The sequence below is a fragment of the Pusillibacter faecalis genome (assembly GCF_018408705.1).
GTDB lineage: Bacteria > Bacillota > Clostridia > Oscillospirales > Oscillospiraceae > Oscillibacter > Oscillibacter faecalis.
This window is the reverse complement of the sequence record NZ_AP023420.1, coordinates 197,096-223,346: the sequence shown is the minus strand read 5'-3', so window position 1 is coordinate 223,346 and position 26,251 is coordinate 197,096. Positions and strand designations below refer to the sequence as shown.

Genomic DNA, 26,251 nt, shown 5'->3' with positions numbered 1-26,251 from the left:
GGGAGGGGATGCCGTATGTTATCAATTTTCGATGGCCTTCGGGATGTAACGGTGGTCTCCATTACTCTGCGTCTGGTGCTGGCGATGATCTGTGGAGGCATTGTGGGAATGGAGCGGGAATACAAACGGAGGTCTGCTGGCTTCCGGACCCATATCCTGATTTGCCTGGGCGCGGCCATGACCACAATGACCAGCCAGCATCTGTTTTTGAATATGCACTACTATCTGGATATGGCGCGTATGGGAGGCAGTGTGGTGGCGGGCATCGGCTTTATCGGCGCCGGAACCATTATTGTCACACAGCATCAGCGGGTAAAGGGCCTTACCACTGCGGCGGGACTGTGGACAGTGGCAATCGTGGGATTGGCCCTGGGCGCCGGATTTTACGAGGGCGGAATCCTCGCCACAGTGCTGGTACTCTTAGCGGAAATGCTCTTTGCAAAGCTGGAGTACCGGACTATGATGTATGCTCCGGAAATCAACCTATCCATTGAATACAGGAATAAAGATGCCCTGGATAAGCTTCTAAAGCTGTATCAGGAGTGTGACCTGAAGGTTTTGAATATGGAGATCATTCGCTCTGTCCGCAGTGAAACGCACAATGCCTGTGCGATCTTCTCCCTACGGCTGCCCAGAAAATCTATCGTGGAGGATATCCTCACGGAAATTAACCAAGTTGATGGAATCCTGGCTGTAGAAGAGCTATGAGGCCTCCGCCGAAGATCAAAAAGTGCTCCCCTCAAGCCGCAGCGCGTTTGCCGCGCGGCATGAGGGGAGCAATAATTTGTTGCGATGAAAGGCTCAGATGAGGCCTTGGGCCAGCATCACATCGGCTACTTTCTTAAAGCCGGCGATATTGGCGCCCACAACCAAGTCGCCCGGTACGCCACACTCAACGGAGGCATTGTATGCATTATGGAAAATGGTGGTCATAATATCCTTTAGGCGGCGGTCGACTTCTTCAAAGGGCCAGGCGTAACGCATGCTGTTCTGGCTCATTTCCAAGCCGCTGGTGGCCACACCGCCGGCATTGGCGGCCTTGGCGGGCGCAAAGAGCAGTCCTGCCTCCTGGAAGACCCGGATAGCCTCCGGACGGCAGGGCATGTTAGCGCCCTCAGCCACTGCAATGGCTCCATTTTTCACAATGGTCTTGGCAATTTCCTCGTCGATTTCGTTTTGTGTGGCGCAGGGCAAGGCTACATCACAAGGGACATTCCAAATACCACGAAAGCCCTCGGTATAGGTGCTGCCTGGGACTGCGTCTACATACTCCTTGATACGGCCGCGGCGCCCAAGCTTGATATCTTTTACGACATCCAGGTTCACACCGTTGGGATCATGAATATAGCCGTTGGAATCGCTGAGAGCAACCACTTTGCCGCCAAGCTGGGCAGCTTTCTCCGTAGCAAAGATGGCCACGTTACCAGAGCCGGAGATCACTACCGTTTTGCCATCAAAGCTCTCGCCCTTCATGGCTTTGAGCATTTCCGCCGTCAGATAGCAAAGGCCGTAGCCGGTTGCCTCCGTCCGAACCAGAGAGCCGCCAAAGGACAGGCCCTTCCCGGTGAGGACACCGGCATCATAGCTGCCCCGGATGCGGCGGTACTGGCCGAACATATAGCCGATCTCACGCCCCCCCACGCCGATGTCACCGGCAGGGACATCCACGAACTGGCCAATGTGACGGTTCAACTCCGTCATGAAGCTCTGACAAAAACGCATCACCTCAGCGTCACTCTTACCTTTGGGATCAAAGTCCGCACCGCCTTTGGCACCGCCCATGGGAAGACCGGTTAAGCTGTTTTTCAAAATCTGCTCGAAGCCCAAAAACTTGAGGATGGACAGGTTTACCGTGGGGTGGAAGCGCAGACCGCCTTTATAGGGGCCGATGGCGGAACTGAACTGAATCCGATAACCCCGGTTCACGTGGACTTGACCATTGTCGTCCACCCAGGGCACGCGGAAGGAAATCATCCGCTCCGGCTCCACAAAGGTCTCGATGATCCCGTGCTTTTCATATTCCGGATGCTGGTCCACGATCAGGTCCAGGCTTTCCAAAACCTCCAGGACTGCCTGATGAAACTCGCGCTGATCAGGATCGCGGGTGACCACCTGTGTATATACGTGCTGCAGATATTCGCTTTTTAACATATCCTGTGCCCCCTCTGTAATATGAGACTGTATGAAAGCAGAAACCTTCATATAACCTTTCTGTATATAGCATATAAGAAAAAGCGGCTTTCATACAAGATTGAAATTTCCTAAATTATAATCGGATGAAAGAAACGTTTTCTGTAAAATTTACAAAAAAACCGGCACTTTTTCCGTGGGTGGACAAAAGTGCCGGTCATTGTTTTTGAGTTAAACACCGTGTAGAATCCTTACAGGGGCTCCATGGCCTCACGCAGGCGGTCTGTGATTGCGCCTTCAAAGACGCGGCCTCCGTGAATATGCAGGGTTTCCAGTGCTCCGGCAGCCATGGTACAGGGAACATGATTTCCCATAGATAGATCCAGATCCAAAATAAATTTGGTCTCCTGATCCTGAGGAACATTTTTTACCTGCAGCCGGCCAAATCCGGCGTGGATTTTGGCCCGGGAACTGGAATCCAGCTTTACAAGCATATCACATCCCCAGTTGAGCAGGGTATCCTCACTTTCATCCTGGAGAGGACCCGTGTAAGCCGGGATAAACAACTCTCGCCAAGGGGTTTCCTCCAGACCAAGCTTGGTGCGGGAGAAGATATTGACATACCGCAGGCCAACCCGCTGAAAATAAGCTGGCTTGTAATGCCGGATGAAAGAGGCCAGGGGCTGGTCCAAGTGGCGGGCAAATTCCTCCCAACCAGGATAATAGAGCGTAGAGAGCGCAATGAAATCCTTCGTTAAGTTCAGCTTCCACCGTCCGTCCTCAGAGAGAAAGTGGTAATTGGTGACGGGAGGGGGCGGAGTCTGGCCTCCGACGATGGGCGGTAGGTCCTGGCGCCGGGCATATTGGGGAAAGGCGTCCCGGATATCCTCTTGGAACTCCGCGGGTTCCACCTGGTTGATGGAGAGGATGGAGGGAAACCGCAGCTGACAGATGACTTCGTGGGCCGGACGATTCCGATAAAGGGTTCTGGGGCGATCAGAGAACAGCATGAGACATGCTCCTTTACAAATCAGATGCCATCATTGTAGCCGTTTGAAATAAAAAAGTCAACATGCTCACTTTTATTACAAATAGAAGCGGTGGCAGCCAATAGTCATGTGATAGACGCGGTTGGCATTGATCCAGGTTCCCTGAGACAGAGCGGGAGCGTAAAAGTACAAGGCATTACCCACAACGCTTTCGCCGTCCAACGCACGCTTGGCCGCTTCCACGGACTGTGTGTTTGGAGTCTGGTAAAGAGTCCCATTTGCTACCGGCTCAAACTGCACCGCATGTCTGCGGTCAAAAATAACGCCGGAAACGGTATTGGGAAACTCCTTGCTTTTAACGCGGTTGAGTACCACGTTGCCCACAGCGATCTGGCCCTCCAGAGACTCACCTCGGCTCTCGGCATGGATGATGCGGGAGAGCCAGTATAAATCCTCGGCATCGTAGTCCGCATGGGCGGAGGTCACAGATGCACCCTGAAGATACGGGTCCCACTCCACCTCATTACCAAGGGCCTCGGCCACCAGCCGCAAGGGAACATAAGTGCGCCCATTGCTGAGCGTTACATTGCCGCGCAGGGTCTTTTGATTGATTTGAATGGTATCTTTAGATGGCGTTGCGGTCAGTCGGGTGGAGCCAGAGGATGCGACGGCCGCCTTTTGTGTGCTGTCCCAGTCGACCGTCCAACCGCCCAGGGCATCCAGCAGATACCGGAGAGGGACATATGTAACGCCGCTTTCCAAATAGGAGGTACCAGGTAGTCTGCCGCCATCGACATGTACGGGCACTGTTCTGGCCGCATTGGCGGGCACGGCTAGAGCAGCCGCGGCCAATAGCCCGCAGAGAAATGCTCGTTTCACGAAAAAGATCCTTTCTTTGTTGGTTTCTGTCATATATAGTACAAGAAAACCATAGTCCATGGCAACCCACAAATGATGGAAGGGATGGCAGTGGTCCCCGCTGCACACTGGAAAAAGTCGTCTGGACAAGCTGCCTGGACTCAAACGCATTTTCCCACTCAGGCAGCAATTCAGAGCGTACCAACAAACGTCCAAAGTAATTCTTAGCATACCGATCAACCAGGATACCCGCACTTGATAAAATTTAGAGACCGGACAATTGTCCGGTCTCTGTTCGCTGGGAAAGGAAGAATACTCGGTTATTTTCCACCAGAAGCAGAGTCCTTCAGCAGTACGTCATGGGCACCGCCCTCCACAATGGAGACAGAGGACACCAGCGTCAGCTTGGCCTTCTCCCGCAGCTCCGGGATGGTGAGCGCGCCGCAGTTGCACATGGTGGAGCGCACTTTGGCCAGGGTGGTGGCCATGCCGTCGGAAAGGGAGCCGGCATAGGGCACATAGGAGTCCACACCCTCCTCAAAGGAGAGCTTGGACGCGCCGCCCAAATCATAACGCTGCCAGTTCCGGGCGCGGGCACTGCCCTCGCCCCAGTACTCCTTCATATAGCTGCCGTTGATCAGGACCTTGCTGGTGGGAGACTCGTCAAACCGGGAGAAGTACCGGCCCAACATGCAGAAATCTGCACCCATAGCCAGGGCCAGAGTAATGTGGTAGTCCTGCACAATGCCTCCATCGGCGCAGATGGGCACATAGATGCCGGTCTCCTGGAAGTATTTGTCCCGCTCTTGGGCAACGTCAATGACGGCGGTGGCCTGTCCCCGACCGATGCCCTTTGTCTCCCGGGTGATGCAGATAGAGCCGCCGCCAATGCCGACCTTTACAAAGTCGGCGCCGCAGTCCGCCAAGAAGCGGAAGCCCTCACCATCCACCACGTTGCCAGCGCCCACCTTCACACTCTCACCATAGCGGGAACGAATCCACTCCAGCGTCCGCTTTTGCCACTCGGAATATCCCTCGGAGGAGTCGATTACCAGCACGTCCACACCGGCCTCCACCAGGGCGGGAACCCGCTCGGCATAGTCCCGGGTGTTGATGCCCGCACCCACCATATAGCGTTTTTGGCTATCCAGCAGTTCCAGGGGATTGCCCTTGTGGGCATCGTAATCCTTACGGAACACAAAGCTCACCAGATGTCCGTCTGCTGTCAGGATCGGCAGGGCGTTGAGCTTGTGATCCCAGATGATGTCATTGGCGGCTTTCAGGCTAGTGCCCTCAGGAGCGGAAACGATCTTTTCCGCTGGGGTCATGAATGTTTCCACCTTGGTAGAGGGGTCCATCCGGCTGACCCGGTAGTCCCGGCTTGTGACCAGGCCCAGGAGCTTCCCTGTGCCGGTACCGTCGTCGGTGACGGCCATCGTGGAGTGGCCGGTGCGCTCTTTCAGCGCCAGCACATCCGCTAAGGTGTCTCCCAGACGCAGGTTGGAGTCGCTGAAGACAAAGCCCGCCTTGTAGTTTTTCACACGGCGCACCATGTCAGCCTGGTCCGCAATGGGCTGAGAGACATAAATGAAGGCGATGCCGCCCTCCTTGGCAAGGCCAATACCCATCTGCTCGCCGGAGACGGCCTGCATCACTGCGGAGACCATGGGGACGTTCATGGTCAGGGGGCACTCCTCGCCGCGCTTGAACCGGACTACTGGCGTCTGCAAAGAGACATTGGCGGGGATGCACTCAGAGGAAGAGTATCCCGGGACCAGCAGATATTCGCTGAAGGTTCTGGAGGGTTCATTGAAAAAATATGCCATAAGGCCACCTCATTTCAAAGATATCAGGTCACAGATCCAGCCCCAGGAAGATTGTGTTGTCCATGGGGCTGTCGTTATAGCGGGGAATATCGTGGAAGCCGAGCTTTCGATACAGGCGGACGGCATCCCTCAGACAGGGCATCGTATCAAGGAGCATACGGCGATAACCGATGGTTCGGGCATCAGCGATGATACGGTCCGCCAAGTGCCTTGCGATGTGCCGGCCCCGGCAGGCAGGGCGGACATACAGCCGCTTCATCTCGCAGCATTCCTCATCCAGCTTCCACAGAGCGACGCACCCAGCGGCCCTACGTCCACCTGGGTAAGATACAGCCGCCCGTCTGGAAGGCCGTACTTGGCTGTGAGGTCCCGAAGCTCATCCTCATAGTGCTGAGTGCTCAGTTACAACTGAAAGGACGGCCCCAGTTGAAGCAGCATGTCCGTGTACTCCGAGAAAAGTGCGCGGACTTCATCGGAAAAAGCATAGCCCAACTCCACGGCTTCCATAGGATGCCTCCTCGGTCAGGATTTCAGCTATTATACACGAAAGAAACTGCTTTGTCACCTGTTAAAGGCTGAAATAATCTTTGGCGGACTCAAACAAGCGCAAGTCATAATCGCCAGGGACATTTCTGTATAGACCGGGGCCTACGCGCTCGCTGTGGCCCATCTTGCCGAAGACCCGCCCGTCGGGGCTGGTGATGCCCTCCACAGCCCAGGCGGAGCCGTTGGGATTGCCTTCGATGTCCATGGTGGGCATGCCTGTGAGATCTACATACTGGGTGGCGATCTGACCGTTTTCCGCCAGCCGCTGCAAGAGAGGCTCTGAGCAGAGGAAGCGGCCCTCGCCGTGGGAGATGGGTACGCTGATGATGTCGCCCACCTTTACCCGGCTCAGCCACGGGGAGCGGGTGGAAGCCACCCGCGTTTGGACAATCCGGGACTGATGCCGCCCAATGATGTTGAACGTCAAGGTGGGGCAGGTCTCGTCCGTGTCGATGATCTCGCCATAGGGCACGAGACCCAGCTTGATCAGGGCCTGGAAGCCGTTGCAAATGCCCAGCATCAGCCCATCTCTCTGCTTGAGCAGGTCCATGACGGCGTCGGACACCTGGGGACTGCGGAGGAAGGCGGTGATGAATTTGCCGGAGCCGTCCGGCTCATCGCCGCCGGAGAAGCCGCCGGGGAGGAAAATGATCTGGCTTTCCCGGGCCGCCTGTGCAAACCTGACGGCGGACTCCGCCACACCGGCGGGCGTCTGGTTATTGAGCACCAAAATTTCCGGCGTCAATCCCGCCCGCAGTACGGCCCGGGCGCTGTCATATTCGCAGTTGGTGCCGGGGAACACGGGAATCAGCACCCGGGGACTGGCACAGCCCGTCTTGGGGGCGGCGCGGGTGACGGCGGGGGCGGAGAGCACGGGAACGGCCTCTGCGCCGGCGTCAGCGCGGTTGGGATATACAGCCTCCAAAACGTCCTCGTTCAGCGCCAGCAGCTCGTCAATGGAGGCAGAGTCGGCACCGATGGTGATCACAGGCTCGGCGGTGGTGGCGCCGATACGCTTGGCGCAGGGCAGGTTCACGTCCTCCGTCAGCTCCGCTATGATTTCTCCGCAGAAGGGACGGTACCAGGTGGAGACCGCCGCCGGATCTGCGGAAAAGCCGATCCGGTTGCCGAAGGACATGTTCATCACGGCCTCGGCCACGCTGTGCTCCACTGCCCAGGCGGCCTTTACCCGGCCCTGACAGCACAGGTCATGAAATGACTTCCAGGCGAATTTCCGATGTTCCGGACTGCCGCCGCCGAAGGCATAGACCGGATGGCCCGCCTCCTTGAACTCCGGAGACAGCACCTCGCCTGCACGGATGGGGGCGATGGCGAAGGAGATCAAGGTGGGGGGCACGTCCAGATCGTTGAAGGTGCCGGACATGGAATCTTTGCCGCCGATGGCGGCGGCGCCGTAGTCCAACTGAGCGTCCAGAGCTCCCAGCAGTGCCGCCAGGGGCTTGCCCCAGCGAAGGGGCTCGTCCCGGAGCTTTTCAAAGAACTCCTGGAGGGTGAGATAGGCTTTTCGATAATCCGCGCCGGCTGCCACCAGCTTGGCAAGAGAGGCAGCCACTGCCCGATAGGCGCCCTGGTAGGGGTCTGCGGAGAGCTCTTCCGGATCAAAGCCCCAGGCCATCACGCTGGCCTGCTCCGTCTCCTGACCAGGGAGGACGGGCAGCAAGGCGGCCATGGCTTGGGTGGGGGTGCGCTGCCGTTTGCCGCCGAAGGGCATCAGCACGCTGCCTGCGCCGATGGTGGAGTCAAAGCGCTCGGAGAGTCCACGTTGAGAGGCGGACTCCAGGCTGGCCGCCACTTTGCGGAGGCTCCCCCGGTCGGCAGGGTTGACGAACCCTCGCTGAACGGCAGGGATTTCCGCATCTGCGTGCTTCGTTGCGCCGTTGGTGTTCAGGAAATCCCGACTCAGATCTACGATGGTCTGGCCCCGCCAGCGCATCACCATCCGGGCCGTATCCGTGACGACGGCGACGGGATAAGCCTCCAGATTCTCTGCCTGGGCGGCGGCGATCAAAACCTCCGCGTCCTGGGCCGCCACGACCACCGCCATGCGCTCCTGGGATTCCGAGATAGCCAGCTCGGTGCCGTCCAGCCCGTCGTATTTCTTGCGCACGGCGTCCAGATCAATCTCCAGGCCGTCCGCCAGCTCGCCGATGGCAACGCTGACCCCACCGGCGCCAAAGTCGTTGCAGCGCTTGATGAGGCGGGTGACGTCGCCGTTTCGGAACAGGCGCTGAATCTTCCGCTCCTCCGGAGCGTTGCCCTTTTGGACTTCGCTGGCCATGGTGGAGAGGGATTGGAGGTTATGGCTCTTGGAGGAGCCGGTGGCACCGCCGATGCCGTCCCGGCCGGTACGTCCGCCCAGCAGGATCACCACGTCCCCGGGTGCGGGCTGCTCCCGGCGGACATTTTCCGCCGGGGCCGCGCCCACCACCACACCGCACTCCAGGTGTTTGGCCACATATCCGGGGTGATAGACCTCCGCCACGTGGCCGGTGGCAAGGCCGATCTGGTTGCCGTAGGAGGAATAGCCGGCGGCGGCAGTCTGGGCAATCCTGCGCTGGGGCAGCTTCCCGGGCAGAGTCTTGTCTACCGGGACGCGGGGATCGCCGCAGCCGGTAAGCCGCATGGCCTGATGTACATAGGCCCGCCCGGACAGGGGGTCCCGGATGCACCCGCCGATGCAGGTGGCCGCACCGCCGAAGGGCTCGATCTCCGTGGGGTGGTTATGAGTCTCGTTTTTGAACATCAAAAGCCAGGTCTGAGGTTTGCCGTCCACCTGAGCCTCCACCCGGATGGAACAGGCGTTGATCTCCTCGCTCTCGTCCAGTTCAGGGAGCAGGCCCCGCTTTTTCAGCGTCTTGGCACCGATGGTGGCAATGTCCATCAGGGTCTGGGGGCGAGTTGCGGCTTTTTCCGGACCGTAGACCTCTTCCCGGGCGGCTAAATACCGCTCATAGGCGGCTTGGACCTCCGGATGATCGATCCGCACGTTGTCGATGTGGGTGGAGAAGGTGGTGTGCCGGCAGTGATCGGACCAGTAGGTGTCCACCACCCGCACCTCGGTGAGGGTGGGGTCCCGGCGCTCGGTGTCCCGGAAATAGGCCTGTAGAAATTTGAGGTCCTCCAAGTCCATGGCAAGGCCCAGCTGGTCCAGCAGGGCCGCAAGGCCCGCTTCGTCCAGGCCGGTGAAGCCGGATATGGTCTCCACGGGGGCGGGGGACGCGGCGCTTACGCGCAGCGTATCCGGCAGGTCCAGCGCGGCCTCCCGGCACTCCACAGGGTTGATAAGATAGCGCTTGATCTGGTCCAGCTCTGCCTGAGAGAGACTTCCCATCAGAAGGTATACCTTGGCCGCGCGGACGGCGGGACGTTCCCCCTGGGTCATCAGCTGAATGCATTGAGCAGCGGAGTCTGCCCGCTGGTCAAATTGACCTGGCAGGGGTTCCACGGCAAAGAGGGCGTGGGGATGGCCGGGAACGGCCAGCTCCGCAAAGGCATCGTCCACCTGGGGCTCGGAGAAGATGGTCCGAACTGCCCTCTGGAAAGCGGACTCGTCTAGTCCCTCCACGTCGTAGCGCTGGACCAGCCGCAGCTCCGTCAAGGCGGAAATGCCCAGCAGGGTGCGCAGTTCATGAAGCAGTCCGGCGGCCTCCTGCCGCAGGGACGGTTTTTTCTCTACATAAATGCGACGTACCATTCTCATCCCTCCAGCGCGGCCAGCGCCCGCCGGCCAATGTCATGACGCAGATATTTTCCATCAAATTCCACCGTTTCGGCGGCGGCGTAAGCGTCCGCCAGGGCTTGCCGCAGAGTAGGAGCTGCGGCGGTAACGCCCAGCACCCGCCCACCGCTGGTCACAAGGCCCTGCTCCGTGAGACGGTCTCCTGCGTGGTAGCAGGTGACATTCTCCGGGAACGCAGCGGGGAGGGTGATGGCCTTGCCCTTTTCGTAGGACGCGGGATAGCCGCCGGAGGCCAGAATCACACAGGCGGCGGCGCCGGTGTGCCACTCCACGCTCAGCTCGCCTAGAGTTTCGTTCTCCACTGCCTGCATGATGGTGAGAAGGTCTGTTTTCAGCAGGGGTAGCACCACCTGGGTCTCTGGGTCTCCAAAGCGGCAGTTATACTCAATGACCTTGGGGCCATCTGGCGTCAACATCAGCCCGAAGTAGAGACAGCCCTTGAAGGGGCAGCCCTCTGCCCGCATAGCCGCGAGGGTGGGCAGAAAGATCGTGTCCATGCATATTTGGGCGATTTCCAGCGTGTAATAGGGATTGGGGGCCACAGTGCCCATGCCGCCGGTGTTCAGTCCGGTATCGCCGTCTCCTGCGCGCTTGTGATCCATAGAGGAAACCATAGGGACAATGGCGGTGCCGTCAGTAAAGGCCAGCACGCTCACCTCCGGCCCGGTGAGAAACTCCTCAATGACAATCTCCTTGCCGGAGTCTCCAAAGGCCAGGTCCTCCATCATGGTCTTGACAGCAGCTTCTGCTTCCGAAAGATTCTGGACAATGAGCACGCCCTTGCCCAGGGCCAGGCCGTCGGCCTTGACCACCACAGGGAACGACGAAAGCGCCCGCAGGTATGCCAGCGCCCTTGCCGGGTCGTCAAAGACCTCGTACCGGGCGGTGGGGATGTTGTATTTCTGCATGAGGTTTTTGGCAAAAACTTTACTGGCCTCAATACGGGCGGCCTTGGCTTCTGGGCCGAAGCAGGGGATGCCGGCCTCGTGGAGTCGGTCCACACAGCCCAGGGCCAGGGGATCGTCTGGCGCCACTACGGCGAAGTCCACGGCGTGGGCCCTGGCAAAATCCACAATGGCGCCGATATCCTTGGCCCCGATCTCCGGGACGCACACCGCGTCGGCAGCAATGCCGCCGTTTCCCGGCAGGGCGTAGACCGTCTCTACGGCCGGGTTTTCCTTCACTTTTTTGATGATCGCATGCTCACGGCCTCCGCCGCCAACGACCAGAAGATTCATAGGAAGCACTCCTTCAAATTTGCCGGAGGCAAATAGATTTTAATCATGTTCGCCGCGTCATGTGTGATACCATGACCTGGGTACGCACGCCAGTGGCGCCGTGCGTCACTGGTGTGGGGGGAGGTCAAGAAGGGAGGACAAAGTCCTCCTCCAAAAGAACTCAGTGGTGAAACAGCCGCATCCCTGTAAAACACATGGTCATGCCATACTGATCGGCAGTAGCGATCACATGGTCGTCCCGGATGGAGCCGCCCGGCTCCGCGATGTACTGCACGCCAGACTTCCGGGCCCGCTCCACGTTATCCCCAAAGGGGAAGAACGCATCGGAACCACAGGTGACACCGGAAAGGGTGGAGATCCAGCCTTTCTTCTCCTCTGCCGTCAGAGGTTCGGGCTTCACGGTAAAGGTTTGCTGCCACACGCCCTCAGAGAGAAGGTCGTCACACTCGTCGGAAAGGTAAATGTCAATAGCGTTGTCCCGATCCGGGCGGCGGATACCCTCCACAAACTGCAGGGCCAGCACTTTGGGATGGTGCCGGAGCCACCAGGTGTCCGCTTTGTTTCCGGCGAGGCGGGTGCAGTGGATGCGGCTCTGCTGGCCGGCGCCCACGCCGATGGCCTGCCCGTCCTTGACATAGCACACGGAGTTGGACTGGGTGTACTTCAGCGTGATGAGGGCCACAATCATATCGGTCTTCGCCTGCGGAGGAAGATCTTTGTTGACAGTGACGATGTTTTCGAGCAATGCCTCGCTGATCTTAAAATGATTCCGTCCCTGCTGGAACGTGACGCCGAACACATCCTTATACTCCTGGGGGGCGGGAACGTAGTCCGGGTTCATCTTCACCACATTGTAGTTGCCCTTTTTCTTACTTTTCAGGATTTCCAGGGCCTCGTCGGTGTAGCCGGGGGCGATGATGCCGTCGGAGACCTCACCCAAAAGGTAGCGAGCGGTGGCGGTGTCGCACACGTCAGAGAGGGCTGCCCAGTCGCCGTAGGAGCAAAGCCGGTCCGCACCCCTGGCCCGAATATAGGCGCAGGCGATGGGGCTAAGCGGCTCGTGTTCCTCCACAAAGTAAATCTTCCGGTCTACGTCGCTTAAGGGAGACCCCACAGCGGCGCCGGCCGGAGAGACATGCTTAAAGCTGGTTGCGGCGGGCAGGCCCGTAGCGGACCGCAGCTCCTGAACCAGCTGCCAGGAGTTCAAGGCATCCAGAAAATTGATATACCCAGGGCGGCCGTTGAGCACCGTGATGGGCAGCTCACCGCCCTCCCGCATGAAAATCCGGGAGGGCTTTTGATTAGGGTTGCAGCCGTATTTCAATTCCAGTTCGTTCATGGCGCAGTACCTCCGGTTTCGGAAATTTGTTGACATAATAATTCTACCGCCTGGGGCAGAAGCACCCATTCCGCCTGCTCCATCACCCGGCGCTGCAGAACCTCCGGCGTGTCGCCAGGAAGGACCTCCACCGCCCTTTGCAGCAGGATGGGACCGCCGTCTGGAATTTCATTGACCAGGTGGACGGTGGCGCCTGTGACCTTCACGCCCCGCTGAAGAGCCGCCTCATGAACCCGCAGGCCGTAATACCCCTTCCCGCAGAAGGCGGGAATCAGAGAGGGGTGAACGTTGACAATTCGATTTGCCCAGCGGCGGACAAAGCCCTCAGATAAAATGGAGAGGAAGCCAGCCAGAACAATGACCTCCACGCGGTACGCCGTGAGCTGCTCCGTCAGTGCCGCCTCAAAGCTCTCCTGGGTCAGCTCCGCCCGGGAAACGGCGATTCCCGGCACGCCATGGTTGGCAGCACGGGTCAAGGCGTAGGCAGAAGGGGTGCTGGCGCACACCAGCACGATCTCTCCGTGGGGGATTGCCCCGGCCTCCTGGGCCTTGAGCAGCGCCTCCAGATTCGTGCCGCCGCCGGAGACGAATACCGCCACGCGGACATTTTTCAACATAGATTCACCCGCTCGCCGCCCTCGGTGATCTCGCCAATCACATAGGCACTGCAGTTCTCTGCGGACAGGGAAGAGAGCGCGCGGTCTGCGTCCTCCTTGGAGACGATGACCGTCATGCCGACCCCCATGTTATAGGTGTTGAACATGTCCCGCTCCGGGATGCCGCCCTGGGACTGGAGCAGGCGGAAAATGGCAGGGGTCTGGATAGCAGCCTTGTCAATTTTGGCGCTGAGGTGCTCCGGCAGGCACCGGGGCAGGTTCTCGTAAAAGCCGCCGCCGGTGATGTGGCTGACGCCCTTTACCCGAACGGCCTCCATGCAGCGGAGCATGGGCTTTACATAGATACGGGTGGGGGTGAGCAGGGCCTCACCAAGGGTCTGACCCAGCTCCGCGGAATACATGCCGAGGTCTGTGTGTTCCACATCAAAGACTTTGCGGACCAGGGAGTATCCGTTGGAGTGAATGCCGGAGGAGGGAAGAGCCAGAATGACGTCGCCCGCCTTCATCGTATTGTGATCCAGCACCTTGGCCTTGTCTACAATTCCCACGGAGAAGCCAGCCAGGTCATAGTCCTCCGGGGCCATGGTGCCGGGATGCTCAGCGGTCTCACCGCCGATCAGGGCGCAGCCGGCCTGGACACAGCCCTCTGCCACGCCGGACACCAGGGTGGCCACCTTCTCTGGAATATTTTTTCCAATGGCAATATAGTCCAGGAAAAAGAGGGGCTTGGCGCCGCAGCAGATGATGTCGTTGACGCACATAGCAACACAGTCAATGCCAACGGTATCATGCTTATCCAGAAGCTGCGCGATACGCTGCTTGGTGCCGACACCGTCTGTGCCAGAGACCAACACTGGCTCAGACATACCGGTAAGGTCTGGCGCGAACAGTCCGCCGAAGCCGCCCAGGTCCGATACCACACCGGGGATCACAGTCCGGGCAACATGCTGACTCATCAGTTTTACGCCTTTATAGCCGGCCTCAATATCCACGCCTGCGGCGGCGTAGGATGCGGAATGGGAGTTCTCCATGTTGAAAGCCTCCGATCAATGGTGATGTAGAAACCGGCTGAGAGCCGGTTTGAGAGATTCCGCCCGCCTGGGGGACGCGCTTTGACGTCGTTTTGCGGGAGAAGATCTACTCCTTGCCCGTCCAGCAATAGGTGCAGATTTTGCTCTGATCAATGCCGATGGCCTCCAGAAGTCCATGGATGGACTGGTAGCCCAAAGAGTCAAAGCCCAGCTTTTGACAGATGCTTTTCAGCAGGCACTGGCCCCGTTCCGTGGAGGCGTCGGCGTATTCCTCCAGGTGCTGCTGGCCTTCATCGCCCTCCAGCTCCTGAATGGTGCGGCGGGAGAGCAGCTCCAGGTCATTGTTACTGCGGGAGAAGTTCAGATACTTGCAGCCGTACATAATGGGAGGGCAGGCGGAGCGCATGTGAACCTCCGCCGCGCCGCTCTCATAGAGGAACTCCACGGTCTCCCGCAGCTGCGTGCCCCGCACGATAGAGTCGTCCACAAAGAGGAGCTTTTTCCCCTCGATCAACTCAGGGACGGGAATCTGCTTCATCTTGGCCACCTGGTTGCGGACGTCTTGGTTGACCGGCATGAAGGAGCGGGGCCAGGTGGGAGTATATTTGACAAAGGGACGGGCAAAGGGCTTACCGCTGCGGTTGGCAAAACCGATGGCGTGGGGCACGCCGGAGTCCGGAACGCCCGCTACGAAATCCACCTTGGGAAGGCGCCCCTGAGCTACCTCATCCCGGGCCATGATCTCACCGTTGCGATAGCGCATCACCTCTACATTGACGCCCTCATAGTTGGAGTTGGGATAGCCGTAGTAGGTCCAGAGGAATGCACAGATGCGCATTTCCTCTCCCGCGGGGGAGAGGGACTCGTACCCCTCCGCCGTCAAACGAACGATCTCCCCCGGACCCAGCTCGTAAGCCGTGTGGTAGCCCAGCTTTTGATAGGCGAAGGACTCAAAGGAGACACAGCACCCCTGGTCATTCTGTCCTACCAGTACGGGCAGCCGGCCCAGCTTGTCCCGGGCGGCGATGATGCCGTCTTGTGTCAGCAGGAGGATCGTGGAGGAACCCTGGATGATCTCCTGGGCATAGCGGATGCCCTCCACCAGGGAATCCTTTTGGTTAATGAGGGCAGCTGTCAGCTCCGAGGCGTTGACCTTGCCGCTGCTCTGGGCCATAAACTGATGGCCGTGGTCGGAAAAATACTGCTGCACCAGCTCTTCATCGTTGTTGATAATGCCCACCGTGGTGATGGCATACAGCCCCAGATGAGACCGGACCAGCAGAGGCTGGGGGTCCATGTCAGAGATACAGCCAATCCCGCTGTGGCCGCGGAAGTCGGATAGGTCCCCCTCAAATTTGGTGCGGAAGGGGGTGTTTTCGATGTTGTGGATCTGCCGCTGGAAGCCGCCGGAGGCCTCATCATAGATTGCCATGCCGCCACGGCGGGTGCCCAGATGGGAGTGATAGTCCACGCCGAAGAAAATGTCAAGCACACAGTCCTGTTTGGAGATGGCGCCAAAAAAACCGCCCATTGAAATGACTCCTGATTTGATATTGTCGTTCTTCCGCCCAATTAGGCAAAGAACAGCTGAGAGAGGGTCATGGGGTCCACATACTGACCATCCTTGTAGACCCGCATGTTGCCGGAGGCCACCTCGTCGATGAGCATCACATTGCCCTGAGCATCGTAGCCGAACTCAAACTTGATATCATAGAGCACCATGCCTTTTTCCTTCAGGTCGTCAGCAACAATCTGGGTGATCTTCTGCGTTTCCTCCTTGATGGCGTCATACTGGGCCTCCGTCATCACGCCCAGAGCAACCAAGGCGTCCTTAGTCACCAGGGGATCACCGAGAGCGTCATTTTTAAAGGTAGTCTCCACATAGGCGGGCAGATCTGCGCCTTCGGCAATATACTCTCCATAGCGGCGAATAAAGCTGCCCACGGCCTTGTGGCGGCAGATCACCTCCAACCCGTGGCCGAAAACCTTGGCGGGCTTGACCTCCATAGTGGTTTCTTTCAGGTCGGCGGAAACGTAATGGGTGGGGATGCCAGCGGCATTGATCTTCTCAAAGAAATAGATGGACATGCGCAGGTTCACATCACCCACGCCGTCAATGGTGAGGCCTACGGAATTTTCGCCGGGATCAAAGACGCCGTCCTTGCCGGTGCAGTCATCCTTGAATTTCAGCAGATAGTTGCCGTTATCCAGCGCGTAGACGTTTTTGGTTTTGCCGGTGTAGATGAGTTTCTGAGACATGATCAATTCCTCCTAAAAGATATGCATAGATTGGGCCAACTCCGTCAGGAGTGTGGTTTCTTGATGGATATGTGGACTCAGACAAGCTCGGATTGAAGCTTAGCCTCTTTCACGGCGATCTGTGCGGCCATGTCCACCCGGTCTGCGTCCAGCTTTGCGGCAAGGGCATCGTCGGAGACCGCCAGAATCTGAGCCGCCAGCACTGCGGCGTTTTTGGCACCGCCCACAGCAACCGTGGCCACAGGGATGCCGCTTGGCATCTGCACGGTGGCCAGCAGTGCATCCAGTCCGTCCATAACGCCGCCCTTCATGGGAATGCCAATAACGGGGAGCGTGGAATTTCCCGCGAACGCTCCTGCCAGGTGCGCCGCCATTCCGGCAGCGCAGATCAACACGCCAAAGCCGTTTTTCCGCGCGTTTTTCGCGAAGTCCGCGGCGGCAGCAGGGGTGCGGTGCGCACTGAGAATATGAGCCTCATAGGGGATTCCAAAGGACTCCAGCTGGGTGCAGGCACTTTTCACAACAGGCCAGTCAGAATCGCTGCCCATGATTACGGCTACCTTCTTCATCGTTGTGTCCTCCTTGAAAGATAAACTATATGAGAGCGGTGAAGCATCGCGCTCAAAGCTTTTTCCGCATCACGGTGTGACGGAAAATTCCATCTGCGAAATATTCGCGGGAACAGAAGACGGGGTTGCCGTCAATGTCGAAATCTACTTCATCCATAAACAGCAGTGGAGAGCCGATGGCAAGTCCAAAGAGCTCCGCCAAGACACCGTCCGCCGTCACGGGGCGCAGGTCTGTCAGGTCCAGGTACGGGGCAACTCCGCAAAACTCCTGCAAAAACTGAAAAATCGGACACTGCAGGTCCTGGGGCGTAAAGGCTTTTTGAATCCGTGAGCGCTCGATGACATCCACACAGTAGATTGCGGGCCTGCCGTCCGCCGTGCAAAGCCGGGAGACCTGAACCACCGGTGTGCCCTCCGGAATTTGAAGCTGGCGGGACACGTGAGCGTCCGCCAGAGCATCCTCCGCCCGAACAAATGCCACCGCCGCCTGATGGCCGCTCTGGCGGATCATGTCTAAAAACTCCACCTCGATATCCATTCGGGTGTGTGCATTCAGCACATGGCGGTTGATGATGGTGCCAACACCGTGGCGTCGTGTAATAAAACCCTCTCGCTCCAGGGATGCTAAAACATCTCTCAGCTGGGTGCGGCTAATTCCAAGTTTTTCCGCCAAGACGCTCTCCCGGGGAAGGCGCTCACAGGCGGCATATCTGCCCTCCCGCATATCGGAAAGCAATTGGGCGCGGATGGTTCTGGACTGGGCTGGCTGTGTGCTCATTCCGTTCACCTCACGTCAAAATAGGTAATACCATTGAAACGCATTCTCATTGTATCGAATTTTTTTCAGAGGTGCAATAGGCAATTCTGACAGTTTGCGACCTGCATTTCCAGTGTGGCTTGTCAGGCCCGGAAAAGAAAAAACGGACAGCGCATCGAAAAGCACTGTCCGGCGTGAGGTTATGTCAGGTAGCGGATTGCGGCCAGGGCGGCGGCGGAGCCGTCAGCACAGGCGGTGGTCAGCTGGCGGACGGCCTTGGTTCGGCAGTCGCCGGCCACAAAGAGTCCCGGCAGCGGGGTGGCGCAGTCCTCGCCGGCGGTCACATAGCCCGACTCGTCTAGGGGGAGTAGAGATGCGGCCAAAGCGGTCTGAGGCAACTGGCCAACCGCCTGGAAAAGGCCAGCTACCGGTAGCTCAAAGGCTGTTCCATCGAAAGCGCGGAGTCTCAGGGCCTCCAGGGAGACCTCCCCCAGCAGCTCCTCGATTACAGTGTCCAGGAGAAAGGAGACATTAGCCCGCTGTTGTAGAGCCTCTACCAGAATGGGGTCTGCGCGGAAAACGGAACGCCGGTGAATCACCGTGACATGCCGGCACAGCTCCGAGAGGTACAAGGCATCCTGCAAAGCGGTATTGCCGCCGCCGCACACGGCCGTATCCTTCCCCTGGTAGAATGCGCCGTCACACACGGCGCAGTAGGAGACGCCGGGGAGGGTTTCCTCCCGGGGAAGGCCCAGGGTTCGGTGTGCGGTCCCGGCGGCGTAGATCAGGGCGCCGCAGGTGTAAGTCTGGTAGTCCGTCACCACAGTCTTGGGGTCACCAGGGCGCAGCTCCAGGGCTTCCTCCAGCTCCAGATGGGCACCCAGGGCCGTGGCCTGCTCAAAGAGCCGGTCCGCCAGTTCCGCCCCGGTCACACCAGGGAGACCGGGGAAGTTGTCCACTCGAGGCGAAGAGGCAATCTGGCCGCCCACGGCGGCCTTTTCCAGCACCAGCACAGACTTGCCGGCCCGCCTTGCGTAAATGGCGGCGGTAAGACCGGCGGGGCCGCCGCCGACAATGATGATGTCGTAATGCTTGTTCATGGGAAAGACTCCTCGTATCAGAGTTTAAAAGTTTCGCCCGCCTTTTCCAAAGGCGGCGGGGTGCAGGGGCGGCACCCCTGCCTGGGGCGGGCAAAGCCCGCGCTTGGTGTACCCGCAAGGCTGGGCCCAAACCCACCGGGTTCCACCCGGACCCGCCACCTTTGTAAAGGTGGACGAAACTTTTGGCATTTTAGCCGTGGGTCACGGCGTATTTCTTGATGGTGGAGGCGTTCACCAGCTTCTCCACCTGGCCGTCATGCCGGACAATCAGGGTGGGTGCCTGCTGAATGCCATATTCCGTCACCAGATCCATGTGCTCACTGACATCCATGGTGGTATAATGGAGCCCCGCCTTTTCCAGCTCATTTTTGGCAATCTTGCAGTTGGGGCAAGTGACGGTGGTGAAGAGGTACAGGCCGTCCGCTTGCTCCGGCGCGGCGGAGGCGGTGGCGGTGCCGGCGTCGGGGGTGGTACCTGTCTCTCGGTCACAGAGCCGACGGCCCTCCAGACGGGAGTTCTCCAGTTCATACTCTTTCCGGTCCGCAAACTCCTGTACCTTACCGTCGTTCCAGTTCTGGATGGGACGGTAGTAACCGGTGATCCGGCTCCAGACCTCGGTCTGCTTGCCGCAAGTGGGGCAGGTGAAGTGCTCGCCGGTGATATAGCCATGGTCCTGGCAGACGGAGTAAGTGGGAGACATGGTGTAATAGGGCAGCTTGAAGTTCTCCGCAATCTTGCGCACCAGAGCGGCAGCTGTCTTCCAGTCCGGCAACTTCTCGCCCAAGAAGGCATGGAACACGGTACCGGAAGTGTACAGGGTTTGCAGGTCGTCCTGGATGGCCAGGGCCTCAAAGATGTCGGCGGTGTAGCCTACCGGCAGATGGGAGCTGTTGGTGTAATAGGGAGTGTCACCGGGCTTCTTGGCGGCGGTGATGATGTCGGGGTAGAGCTCCACATCGTGCTTGGCCAGCCGGTAGGTGGTGGACTCGGCAGGAGTGGCCTCCAGGTTATAGAGATCACCGTACATCTCCTGATAGTCGGAGAGGCGCTCACGCATATGGTTGAGAACATCTTGGGCAAAAGCTTGGGTTTCCGGGTGGGTTAAATCCTTCCGGAGCCACTTAGCATTCAGCCCCACTTCGTTCATACCGATGAGGCCGATGGTGGAAAAGTGGTTGTCAAAGGTGCCCAGATAGTGCTTGGTATAGGGATAGAGTCCGGCATCCATCAAACGGGTGATGACGGTACGCTTGGTCTTCAAGGAACGTGCGGCGATATCCATCATCTTGTCCAGTCGCTCATAGAACTCCTCAGGCGTCTGAGAGAGATAAGCAATCCGGGGAAGATTGATGGTCACAACACCCACAGAGCCGGTGGACTCGCCGGAGCCAAAGAAGCCTCCGGACTTTTTCCGCAGCTCCCGCAGATCCAGACGGAGCCGGCAGCACATGGACCGCACGTCGGAGGGCTCCATGTCGGAGTTGATATAGTTGGAGAAGTAGGGGGTGCCGTACTTAGCGGTCATCTCAAAGAGGAGCTTGTTGTTCTCTGTCTCGCTCCAGTCAAAGTCCCGGGTGATGGAGTAAGTGGGGATGGGGTACTGGAAGCCCCGGCCGTCGGCGTCGCCCTCGGTCATGATTTCGATGAACGCCTTGTTCACCATGTCCATTTCCTTTTTGCAATCGCCGTAGGTGAAGTCCATCTCCTTACCGCCCACGATGGCTGGCAGGTCCGCCAGGTCTTTGGGCACGGTCCAGTCCAGGGTGATGTTGGAAAACGGCGCCTGAGTACCCCACCGGGAGGGGGTGTTCACACCATAGACAAAGGATTGGATGCACTGCTTGACCTCTTTCTGGGTCAGATTGTCGGTACGGACAAAGGGAGCGAGATAGGTATCAAAGGAGGAGAACGCTTGGGCGCCGGCCCACTCATTCTGCATGATGCCGAGGAAATTCACCATCTGGTTGCAGAGGGTGGAGAGGTGGCTGGCAGGGGAGGAATTAATCTTTCCGGGGATGCCCAGGCCCTGCTGGATCAACTGCTTGAGGCTCCAGCCAGCACAGTAGCCGGTGAGCATGGAGAGGTCGTGGAGATGAATGTCGCCGCTCTTGTGAGCTTGGGCCACCTCCTGGTCATAGACCTCGCTGAGCCAGTAGTTGGCGGTGATGGCGCCGGAGTTGGAGAGGATCAGGCCGCCTACAGAGTAGGTGACAGTGGAGTTCTCCTTCACCCGCCAGTCGTTGATCTTCACATAGTCATCCACCAGAGTCTTGTAGTCCAGCATGGTGGACTTGACGTTGCGGACCTTCTCCCGCTGTTTGCGGTAGAGAATGTAAGCCTTGGCCACGTCCTCATAGCCGGCCTTACCCAGTACGCTCTCTACGCTGTCCTGAATATCTTCCACGGTAACGCGGCTGTCATGAATTTTGTCCTGATAGTCCGCGGTGACCTTCAAAGCCAGGAAATCAATGATGTCCTGATTGAACTCCTTCTGGGTGGCCTCAAAGGCCTTGGTGATCGCGACGCTGATCTTGGAGATGTCGAAATCGGCGATCTTGCCGTCGCGCTTGACCACTTGATACATAATGCTCCCTACTTTCTCGTGTGATATTCATTCGAAGGGACAAAGGTCCCGCGAAATCCATTGTAACATATTGGCGGGGGAAGTCAAGAAAAGAAGACACAAGATATGGTATTCTTTTTCGTTTAAAATGCCAAAGAAAACTAAATCTAGTCAATGCCCCGCAGCGCAACCGCTTGAAACCACGGCCTTGCGGCATCTGCCATAGCCCGCATCTCTTCATCCTCCGGAGCATGACAGCCGCTTCCGACCAAATCGCCGGAATCTACAAACTTTTGCAGGAAATACCGGGGAGAACCCTCCAGCCATCTGCCGATGGCCGTGATGTCCGCAGCGGTGTGGAACTCCCGGACCACCGTGGTACGGAACTCAAACTCCACACCGCTACGGCACAGCAGCTGGATGCTTTCCTCCACCGGCGCCAGATCAAAGTCCGGCACTCCCACGGTCCCGGCGTATTTCTCCCGGCAGTTCTTGATGTCCATGGCTACATAATCCGCCAGTCCCTGCCGCAAAATGTCTGCGAGAGCTTCCGGGTGGCAGCCGTTGGTGTCCAGCTTCACCGCAAACCCCATGGATCGAACGGCTCGCAGGAATTCCGCCGCATCGGGCTGCAGCAATGGTTCTCCGCCGGAGAGCACCACCCCGTCTAAAAGTCCCCGCCGGCTGTCCAGGAAAGAGAGAATCTCCTCCTGGGAGAGGTGAGGCGTCTCGGCAACCCGAACGACCAGGGGCGCATTGTGGCAGAAGGGACATCTGAGATCGCACCCACCGGTAAATACCGTAGCGGCCAGCTTTCCGGGATAATCCACCATGGACAGCTTCTGTAAACCACTGATGCGCACTGTAATCACACTCCAACCACAAGATGTTGTAATTATATCGGATGATGTCAACAAGAACAAGTTGTTTTTGCAACAAAAGGAGAAAAAGAGAAATTTTCTCAGGATGAGATTTTATCAGCAGTCAGCACCGGGGAGAGCCTCCTTCTTGCGTTCCGGGCGGCTTTTCGCTATAATCATGTCTGCGACATAGCAAAGATATTACTTTGAAAGAGGTGATCTCACATGCACTCTGCGGAGCTGGCAATTCTGGACTGGATTCAGACGCATCTGCGGTGTGAATTCCTGGATATGGCGATGCCATGGATCAGCTGGACGGCAAACCATGGGGAAATTTGGATTTTGCTGGCAGTAGTGTTGGTGCTGTTAAAGGGGCAGCGCCGGCACGGAGCGGCGGTGGCCTTTGGGCTGACATTGGATTTGATTGCCTGCAACCTGGTGCTCAAGCCTCTGATCGGGCGGCTTCGTCCGTTTGTGGAGCGGCCGGATGTGGTGCTGCTGATTCCCCCTCCGGGGGATGCCTCATTTCCCTCTGGTCACACGGCAGCCTCTTTTGCCGCCGTGTTTGCACTCAAGGCATCTGGCAGCCCTTTGTGGAAGCCGGCCCTGCTCTGGGCTCTGCTGATTGCGTTTTCCCGTCTGTACCTCTATGTTCATTGGCCCAGCGATGTTCTGGGGGGAGCGGTGCTGGGAGCCGTTGTAGGTTGGTTGGGAGCAAAGCTTGCGGCGGCCGCAGCGGATCGGATCAGTCCTGAGGCGAAATAGCTGGAATGGGCATATACTGTTCTGACCCCTTGGAAAGGAGGCCGTTGTATATGCAGCCAACCCCAGGTAGTTCTGACTGCCAAATTCATTTCTGCTGCCCACTGCCAGATATTACTGTAGGTCAGACGATTACCACTGATCCTGGTACGGATGCCCAGGTGCGCGTGACGCCCACCCCCTGCGGTGCGCAGCTGGACTTTTCCATTCCACGAGGTGAGACCGGCACGGAAGGACCCGCCGGTCCAGAGGGGCCTGCCGGACCGGACATTTATGCCTCATTTGTCACGCTGATGGTGCCATTACCAGATGGAAGTCCCATCCCCTTTGCCACTGGAACAGCAGATGCCACCGGGCACATTGTTCAGACCTCCGGCACGCAGATCACCCTGCTGCCCGGAACGTATCTTGTGACCTATCACATCTCTGCCATTTTGCTAACGGCGGGATACCTCCAGATCACACCGGCCTATCAGGGCCGTGGATTTTTGGAGTATGGCGTCTACAGCCGTACGGCGGAAAACAATGCCAGTGTATCCGGCTCTGCATCCTTTATTTTAACGGCACCAGAGGAGACCGTGCTGACACTGAACAGCAACTCCAATGCAGTGGCCCGGGAGGGTGCCATGACCATGGTGATTTTGAAATTGCACTCTTCCGCAGAGAACTGAGTTAGACGTGGCCGCCCCAATGGGGCGGCCACGTCTGGTCAATCATGGAATGTTCCTAAATCGGGAAAGAGTTTCAGAAGTCTCGGGGGCGGTTTTCCTCATGTAAGGCCACAGCTCACTCTAAACGGAAAACACATTGCAGACCCGCTGTTATCCTCGCACTTGCGAGGCGGCGGATCGTACTATCAGGGGGTGGGACGGATTTCTATGAAATAGTGTTCCTCGGTCAGGTCCAAGGGGACCTGGGTGATGCCATCCTCCGGATCAAAGCCGATGTTTTGCCGGACAAGCTCCACACCCTGGGTTTCTGCCAGCACGGCGGTCTGAGAGGTAAAATTCAGCGTGGAGCCAAGACAAGTGATCAGATCATAACCCTGGAGATCTGTGTTTTCAGACCCGGAGCAGCCAAAATCGTAGCTGGGCTCCTTCCACAGTGCAACCGATACTGCAGCGCTGCCTCCGGCAGGAATTGTCACGGGAAAAGCGAGGTATAGGACTCGTTCCTGAACGAGGGACTCGCTGACGATTTCATCCAGCCGCCCGTCGCTGTAACGGTCCTTGGCATTTTCGGAGAACAGCCCATACTGGGTCAGCAACTCTGCCGCTGCCCGCTGAAGCATGTCAAGAGATAGGAAATCAAAAGCGGTGGCCTCTTCCGTGGATCGCCGCGCATTGTATTCTGCCGCGTAGCTCCGACAGATCTCCTCCAGCACCGCGTCGAAAGTGGTTTCCGTCCGGGTTACGGTACAGGAGACATCTGCAAGCATTTGCTCACAGCCTCCGTCCACATAGCCCTGAAGAGTGTATGCTCCCAAGTCATCCCCGATGATCACCAGCAGCTTCAAATCCGATTCAGAGCGGACCCCGTTTGGTACAAAATAGCTGTACTGCCTCCAGCCGGCCTCCTGGCTCATGCCGTTGAAGCCATAGGACAGCACGGTGGTCCGCTCCGGGTCCAGGGTGAAGGTCACGGCTTGGGTGGCGGCGTCCGGGGCGTCTTCCGGCAGGGAGAAGTCGGAGAAGGAATAAACCGTTACTGGGACGTCCAGCCGGGGCTCCTCGCCCAGAGCCTGATCAAGATAGGCGCCGCTCTCCAGCAGCTCCTGGTAGTCCGTCCAGGAGGAGGGGTTCCAAGTGGAGTCATCCGCCTCGCCCGCATCCCGGAAGCCGCCGGCATAGGGGCCGGCGTACAGCTTGGGCTCTGCCGCCGCGCCGTTCACCGTCACCTCCGGCTGGATGGATGGCAGAGCGGAAAAGCTGCCGGTGAAAGGATAAAGGGCCGTCACGGTGATAGCCTCCTCTGAGGGATTCGTCAGCGCATAGCAGTCTGACACCGCAGCCCCCCACTGGCGGGGAGAGCCGTCTGCATAGGTCCCTGGGGAAAGGTCCCAGGTGATCGTGCGCTCAGACAGCAGGCCGGGATTCGCCTCTGCGGTGGTCAGAGGAAGGATGGGACCGGCGTAGGACATGAACGCGGTCCCGCCGTCATGCTCGCCTGCACCGGCACTTGCCCCATCGCTGGCGGTATTACCGCTTGCGCCTCCACTCAGGAGATTTCCACCAGAGGCTGCCAGAAAGCCGAAGGTAGCGCCGCACACCAGCACCACACAGGCTGCGGCGGCGAGATTCCGCCAGGGCCGCCGGCGGGAGGCGGAACGGCCCGCCTCCTCGATGAGATCATCGGCTATCAGACCTAAAATCCGGAAAAGACGCTCGCTCATAGTGCCACTCCCTCCTGTTCCAAATAGGCCCGCAGCGCCTTTCGGGTGCGGAACAGGGAGGACTTCACCTTCCCCTGGCCGCAGCCAAGCGCCCCGGCGATTTCCGATAGCTCTTGGCCATACCAGTACCGCCGGAGAAAGATCTGCCGGCGCTCCGCCGGCAAACGCCGCAAAAAGGCGCCGATCAAATCTGCGATCTCCTGGTCCTCCAGACACCGCTCAGGACTGTGGGACGTGGGAACGCAGTCGTCCAGTTCACCCAACAGAACTTCCATGCCGGCACCGCCACGCTTTTGAGCTCTGGTCCACTTCCAGCGGTCCAGAGACAGATTCCGAGCAATCCGCCCCAGCCAGAGCTTCAGGGCTGAGGGGCGGGCGGGTGGAATGGCGTTCCAGGTATGCAGATAAGTGTCGTTGACACACTCCTCCGCATCTGCATGGCTGCGGAGAATATTCCAGGCCAGTTGCAGCAGGAAGCCGCCGTATTTTCCGCTGGTCTCGTCAATAGCCCGTTGGTCCCGGGCCCAGTACAGGTCAATAATCTGATTGTCCTCCACATGTCAGCCTCCTTTCTCTGCCAGCATAGACGAAAACACGGGGAACATGGTTTCGCAGCGGCTTCGTTCTTTCTGAAAAAACACGCTCTGGGACGCAG

Annotated in this window: 22 protein-coding genes; 3 read left to right on the top strand and 19 right to left on the bottom strand. The window is 58.4% G+C overall.

Going from position 1 to position 26,251, the window contains the following annotated elements:
• Positions 1 to 15 precede the first annotated feature (15 nt).
• Entirely contained in the window at positions 16 to 708 is a 693-nt protein-coding gene (locus tag KJS55_RS01045; protein WP_187031317.1) for an MgtC/SapB family protein, read from the top strand.
• A 93-nt stretch (positions 709 to 801) separates the two neighbouring features.
• Here KJS55_RS01045 and gdhA read toward each other — a convergent pair whose 3' ends face one another.
• The 17 genes from gdhA to KJS55_RS00960 all read right to left on the bottom strand — a co-directional run bounded on the left by gdhA (position 802) and on the right by KJS55_RS00960 (position 22,445).
• The gene (gdhA, locus tag KJS55_RS01040) at positions 802 to 2,151 is read right to left on the bottom strand and encodes an NADP-specific glutamate dehydrogenase (protein ID WP_187031319.1); all 1,350 of its coding nucleotides are present in this window, start codon (positions 2,149 to 2,151) and stop codon (positions 802 to 804) included.
• A 230-nt stretch (positions 2,152 to 2,381) separates the two neighbouring features.
• The gene (locus tag KJS55_RS01035; RefSeq protein ID WP_213542491.1) at positions 2,382 to 3,140 is read right to left on the bottom strand and encodes a TIGR04255 family protein; all 759 of its coding nucleotides are present in this window, start codon (positions 3,138 to 3,140) and stop codon (positions 2,382 to 2,384) included.
• Between the two features lie 75 nt (positions 3,141 to 3,215).
• Positions 3,216 to 3,998, bottom strand: coding sequence for a cell wall hydrolase (locus tag KJS55_RS01030; RefSeq protein WP_228300424.1), 783 nt, complete (start codon positions 3,996 to 3,998; stop codon positions 3,216 to 3,218).
• Positions 3,999 to 4,297: 299 nt separating this feature from the next.
• Positions 4,298 to 5,803: an IMP dehydrogenase gene (locus KJS55_RS01025; RefSeq protein ID WP_213542490.1), complete on the bottom strand. Its 1,506-nt coding sequence runs from the start codon at positions 5,801 to 5,803 to the stop codon at positions 4,298 to 4,300.
• Between the two features lie 28 nt (positions 5,804 to 5,831).
• On the bottom strand, positions 5,832 to 6,062 hold the full coding sequence (locus KJS55_RS17555; protein ID WP_346345676.1) for a GNAT family N-acetyltransferase: 231 nt from the start codon (positions 6,060 to 6,062) through the stop codon (positions 5,832 to 5,834).
• A gap of 309 nt (positions 6,063 to 6,371) precedes the next feature.
• Positions 6,372 to 10,070: a phosphoribosylformylglycinamidine synthase gene (locus KJS55_RS01015; RefSeq protein ID WP_213542489.1), complete on the bottom strand. Its 3,699-nt coding sequence runs from the start codon at positions 10,068 to 10,070 to the stop codon at positions 6,372 to 6,374.
• Complete coding sequence (purD, locus tag KJS55_RS01010; protein ID WP_187031329.1) at positions 10,067 to 11,347, bottom strand: phosphoribosylamine--glycine ligase; 1,281 nt, start codon at positions 11,345 to 11,347, stop codon at positions 10,067 to 10,069. Before purD ends, KJS55_RS01015 begins: the two co-directional genes overlap by 4 nt.
• A 160-nt stretch (positions 11,348 to 11,507) precedes the next feature.
• Positions 11,508 to 12,686: a phosphoribosylaminoimidazolecarboxamide formyltransferase gene (locus KJS55_RS01005; RefSeq protein ID WP_213542488.1), complete on the bottom strand. Its 1,179-nt coding sequence runs from the start codon at positions 12,684 to 12,686 to the stop codon at positions 11,508 to 11,510.
• Positions 12,683 to 13,303 (bottom strand): phosphoribosylglycinamide formyltransferase, encoded by a 621-nt coding sequence (purN, locus tag KJS55_RS01000; RefSeq protein WP_213542486.1) that lies wholly within the window; start codon positions 13,301 to 13,303, stop codon positions 12,683 to 12,685. The genes KJS55_RS01005 and purN overlap by 4 nt, the downstream gene beginning before the upstream one ends.
• Positions 13,297 to 14,334 carry a phosphoribosylformylglycinamidine cyclo-ligase gene (gene purM, locus KJS55_RS00995; protein WP_213542484.1) on the bottom strand — a complete coding sequence of 346 codons (1,038 nt, stop codon included), beginning with the start codon at positions 14,332 to 14,334 and terminating at the stop codon, positions 13,297 to 13,299. Before purM ends, purN begins: the two co-directional genes overlap by 7 nt.
• Before the next feature lie 106 nt (positions 14,335 to 14,440).
• A complete protein-coding gene (locus KJS55_RS00990) occupies positions 14,441 to 15,865 on the bottom strand; it encodes an amidophosphoribosyltransferase (RefSeq protein ID WP_187031337.1) in 1,425 nt (474 codons plus the stop codon).
• A 41-nt stretch (positions 15,866 to 15,906) separates the two neighbouring features.
• Positions 15,907 to 16,593, bottom strand: a complete 687-nt coding sequence (locus tag KJS55_RS00985) for a phosphoribosylaminoimidazolesuccinocarboxamide synthase (RefSeq protein WP_213542482.1) — start codon at positions 16,591 to 16,593, stop codon at positions 15,907 to 15,909.
• A gap of 77 nt (positions 16,594 to 16,670) precedes the next feature.
• Positions 16,671 to 17,162, bottom strand: a complete 492-nt coding sequence (gene purE / locus KJS55_RS00980; protein WP_213542480.1) for a 5-(carboxyamino)imidazole ribonucleotide mutase — start codon at positions 17,160 to 17,162, stop codon at positions 16,671 to 16,673.
• 52 nt (positions 17,163 to 17,214) lie between these two features.
• On the bottom strand, positions 17,215 to 17,940 hold the full coding sequence (locus KJS55_RS00975; RefSeq protein WP_213542478.1) for a GntR family transcriptional regulator: 726 nt from the start codon (positions 17,938 to 17,940) through the stop codon (positions 17,215 to 17,217).
• Between the two features lie 179 nt (positions 17,941 to 18,119).
• The gene (locus KJS55_RS00970) at positions 18,120 to 19,019 is read right to left on the bottom strand and encodes an NAD(P)/FAD-dependent oxidoreductase (protein WP_213542476.1); all 900 of its coding nucleotides are present in this window, start codon (positions 19,017 to 19,019) and stop codon (positions 18,120 to 18,122) included.
• A 190-nt stretch (positions 19,020 to 19,209) separates the two neighbouring features.
• A complete protein-coding gene (locus tag KJS55_RS00965; RefSeq protein WP_187031347.1) occupies positions 19,210 to 21,603 on the bottom strand; it encodes a ribonucleoside triphosphate reductase in 2,394 nt (797 codons plus the stop codon).
• A gap of 146 nt (positions 21,604 to 21,749) precedes the next feature.
• On the bottom strand, positions 21,750 to 22,445 hold the full coding sequence (locus KJS55_RS00960) for an anaerobic ribonucleoside-triphosphate reductase activating protein (RefSeq protein ID WP_187031349.1): 696 nt from the start codon (positions 22,443 to 22,445) through the stop codon (positions 21,750 to 21,752).
• A 222-nt stretch (positions 22,446 to 22,667) separates the two neighbouring features.
• Here KJS55_RS00960 and KJS55_RS00955 point away from each other — a divergent pair, with 222 nt between their 5' ends.
• Together KJS55_RS00955 and KJS55_RS00950 are read left to right on the top strand one after the other, a co-directional pair.
• Positions 22,668 to 23,207, top strand: a complete 540-nt coding sequence (locus tag KJS55_RS00955) for a phosphatase PAP2 family protein (protein ID WP_213542474.1) — start codon at positions 22,668 to 22,670, stop codon at positions 23,205 to 23,207.
• Between the two features lie 50 nt (positions 23,208 to 23,257).
• Positions 23,258 to 23,875: a hypothetical protein gene (locus KJS55_RS00950; protein WP_187031353.1), complete on the top strand. Its 618-nt coding sequence runs from the start codon at positions 23,258 to 23,260 to the stop codon at positions 23,873 to 23,875.
• Between the two features lie 185 nt (positions 23,876 to 24,060).
• Here the strand turns inward: KJS55_RS00950 and KJS55_RS00945 are convergent, their stop codons facing one another.
• Together KJS55_RS00945 and KJS55_RS00940 are read right to left on the bottom strand one after the other, a co-directional pair.
• The gene (locus KJS55_RS00945; protein ID WP_213542472.1) at positions 24,061 to 25,596 is read right to left on the bottom strand and encodes a hypothetical protein; all 1,536 of its coding nucleotides are present in this window, start codon (positions 25,594 to 25,596) and stop codon (positions 24,061 to 24,063) included.
• Positions 25,593 to 26,153 carry an RNA polymerase sigma factor gene (locus tag KJS55_RS00940; protein WP_213542471.1) on the bottom strand — a complete coding sequence of 187 codons (561 nt, stop codon included), beginning with the start codon at positions 26,151 to 26,153 and terminating at the stop codon, positions 25,593 to 25,595. The genes KJS55_RS00945 and KJS55_RS00940 overlap by 4 nt, the downstream gene beginning before the upstream one ends.
• Positions 26,154 to 26,251: the final 98 nt, after the last annotated feature.

Bases quoted from the DNA above. Each gene is read 5' to 3' on its own strand.
- KJS55_RS00955 (WP_213542474.1), top strand. From the start codon at position 22,668: ATGCACTCTGCGGAGCTGGCAATTCTGGACTGGATTCAGACGCATCTG.
- KJS55_RS01015 (WP_213542489.1), bottom strand. From the start codon at position 10,070: ATGAGAATGGTACGTCGCATTTATGTAGAGAAAAAACCGTCCCTGCGG.
- KJS55_RS01025 (WP_213542490.1), bottom strand. From the start codon at position 5,803: ATGGCATATTTTTTCAATGAACCCTCCAGAACCTTCAGCGAATATCTG.
- KJS55_RS00990 (WP_187031337.1), bottom strand. From the start codon at position 15,865: ATGGGCGGTTTTTTTGGCGCCATCTCCAAACAGGACTGTGTGCTTGAC.
- KJS55_RS01035 (WP_213542491.1), bottom strand. From the start codon at position 3,140: ATGCTGTTCTCTGATCGCCCCAGAACCCTTTATCGGAATCGTCCGGCC.
- KJS55_RS00945 (WP_213542472.1), bottom strand. From the start codon at position 25,596: ATGAGCGAGCGTCTTTTCCGGATTTTAGGTCTGATAGCCGATGATCTC.
- gdhA (WP_187031319.1), bottom strand. From the start codon at position 2,151: ATGTTAAAAAGCGAATATCTGCAGCACGTATATACACAGGTGGTCACC.
- purD (WP_187031329.1), bottom strand. From the start codon at position 11,347: ATGAATCTTCTGGTCGTTGGCGGCGGAGGCCGTGAGCATGCGATCATC.
- KJS55_RS01045 (WP_187031317.1), top strand. From the start codon at position 16: ATGTTATCAATTTTCGATGGCCTTCGGGATGTAACGGTGGTCTCCATT.
- KJS55_RS00950 (WP_187031353.1), top strand. From the start codon at position 23,258: ATGCAGCCAACCCCAGGTAGTTCTGACTGCCAAATTCATTTCTGCTGC.
- KJS55_RS00970 (WP_213542476.1), bottom strand. From the start codon at position 19,019: ATGAACAAGCATTACGACATCATCATTGTCGGCGGCGGCCCCGCCGGT.
- purM (WP_213542484.1), bottom strand. From the start codon at position 14,334: ATGGAGAACTCCCATTCCGCATCCTACGCCGCCGCAGGCGTGGATATT.
- KJS55_RS01005 (WP_213542488.1), bottom strand. From the start codon at position 12,686: ATGAACGAACTGGAATTGAAATACGGCTGCAACCCTAATCAAAAGCCC.
- purN (WP_213542486.1), bottom strand. From the start codon at position 13,303: ATGTTGAAAAATGTCCGCGTGGCGGTATTCGTCTCCGGCGGCGGCACG.
- KJS55_RS17555 (WP_346345676.1), bottom strand. From the start codon at position 6,062: ATGAAGCGGCTGTATGTCCGCCCTGCCTGCCGGGGCCGGCACATCGCA.
- KJS55_RS00985 (WP_213542482.1), bottom strand. From the start codon at position 16,593: ATGTCTCAGAAACTCATCTACACCGGCAAAACCAAAAACGTCTACGCG.
- KJS55_RS00975 (WP_213542478.1), bottom strand. From the start codon at position 17,940: ATGAGCACACAGCCAGCCCAGTCCAGAACCATCCGCGCCCAATTGCTT.
- purE (WP_213542480.1), bottom strand. From the start codon at position 17,162: ATGAAGAAGGTAGCCGTAATCATGGGCAGCGATTCTGACTGGCCTGTT.
- KJS55_RS00965 (WP_187031347.1), bottom strand. From the start codon at position 21,603: ATGTATCAAGTGGTCAAGCGCGACGGCAAGATCGCCGATTTCGACATC.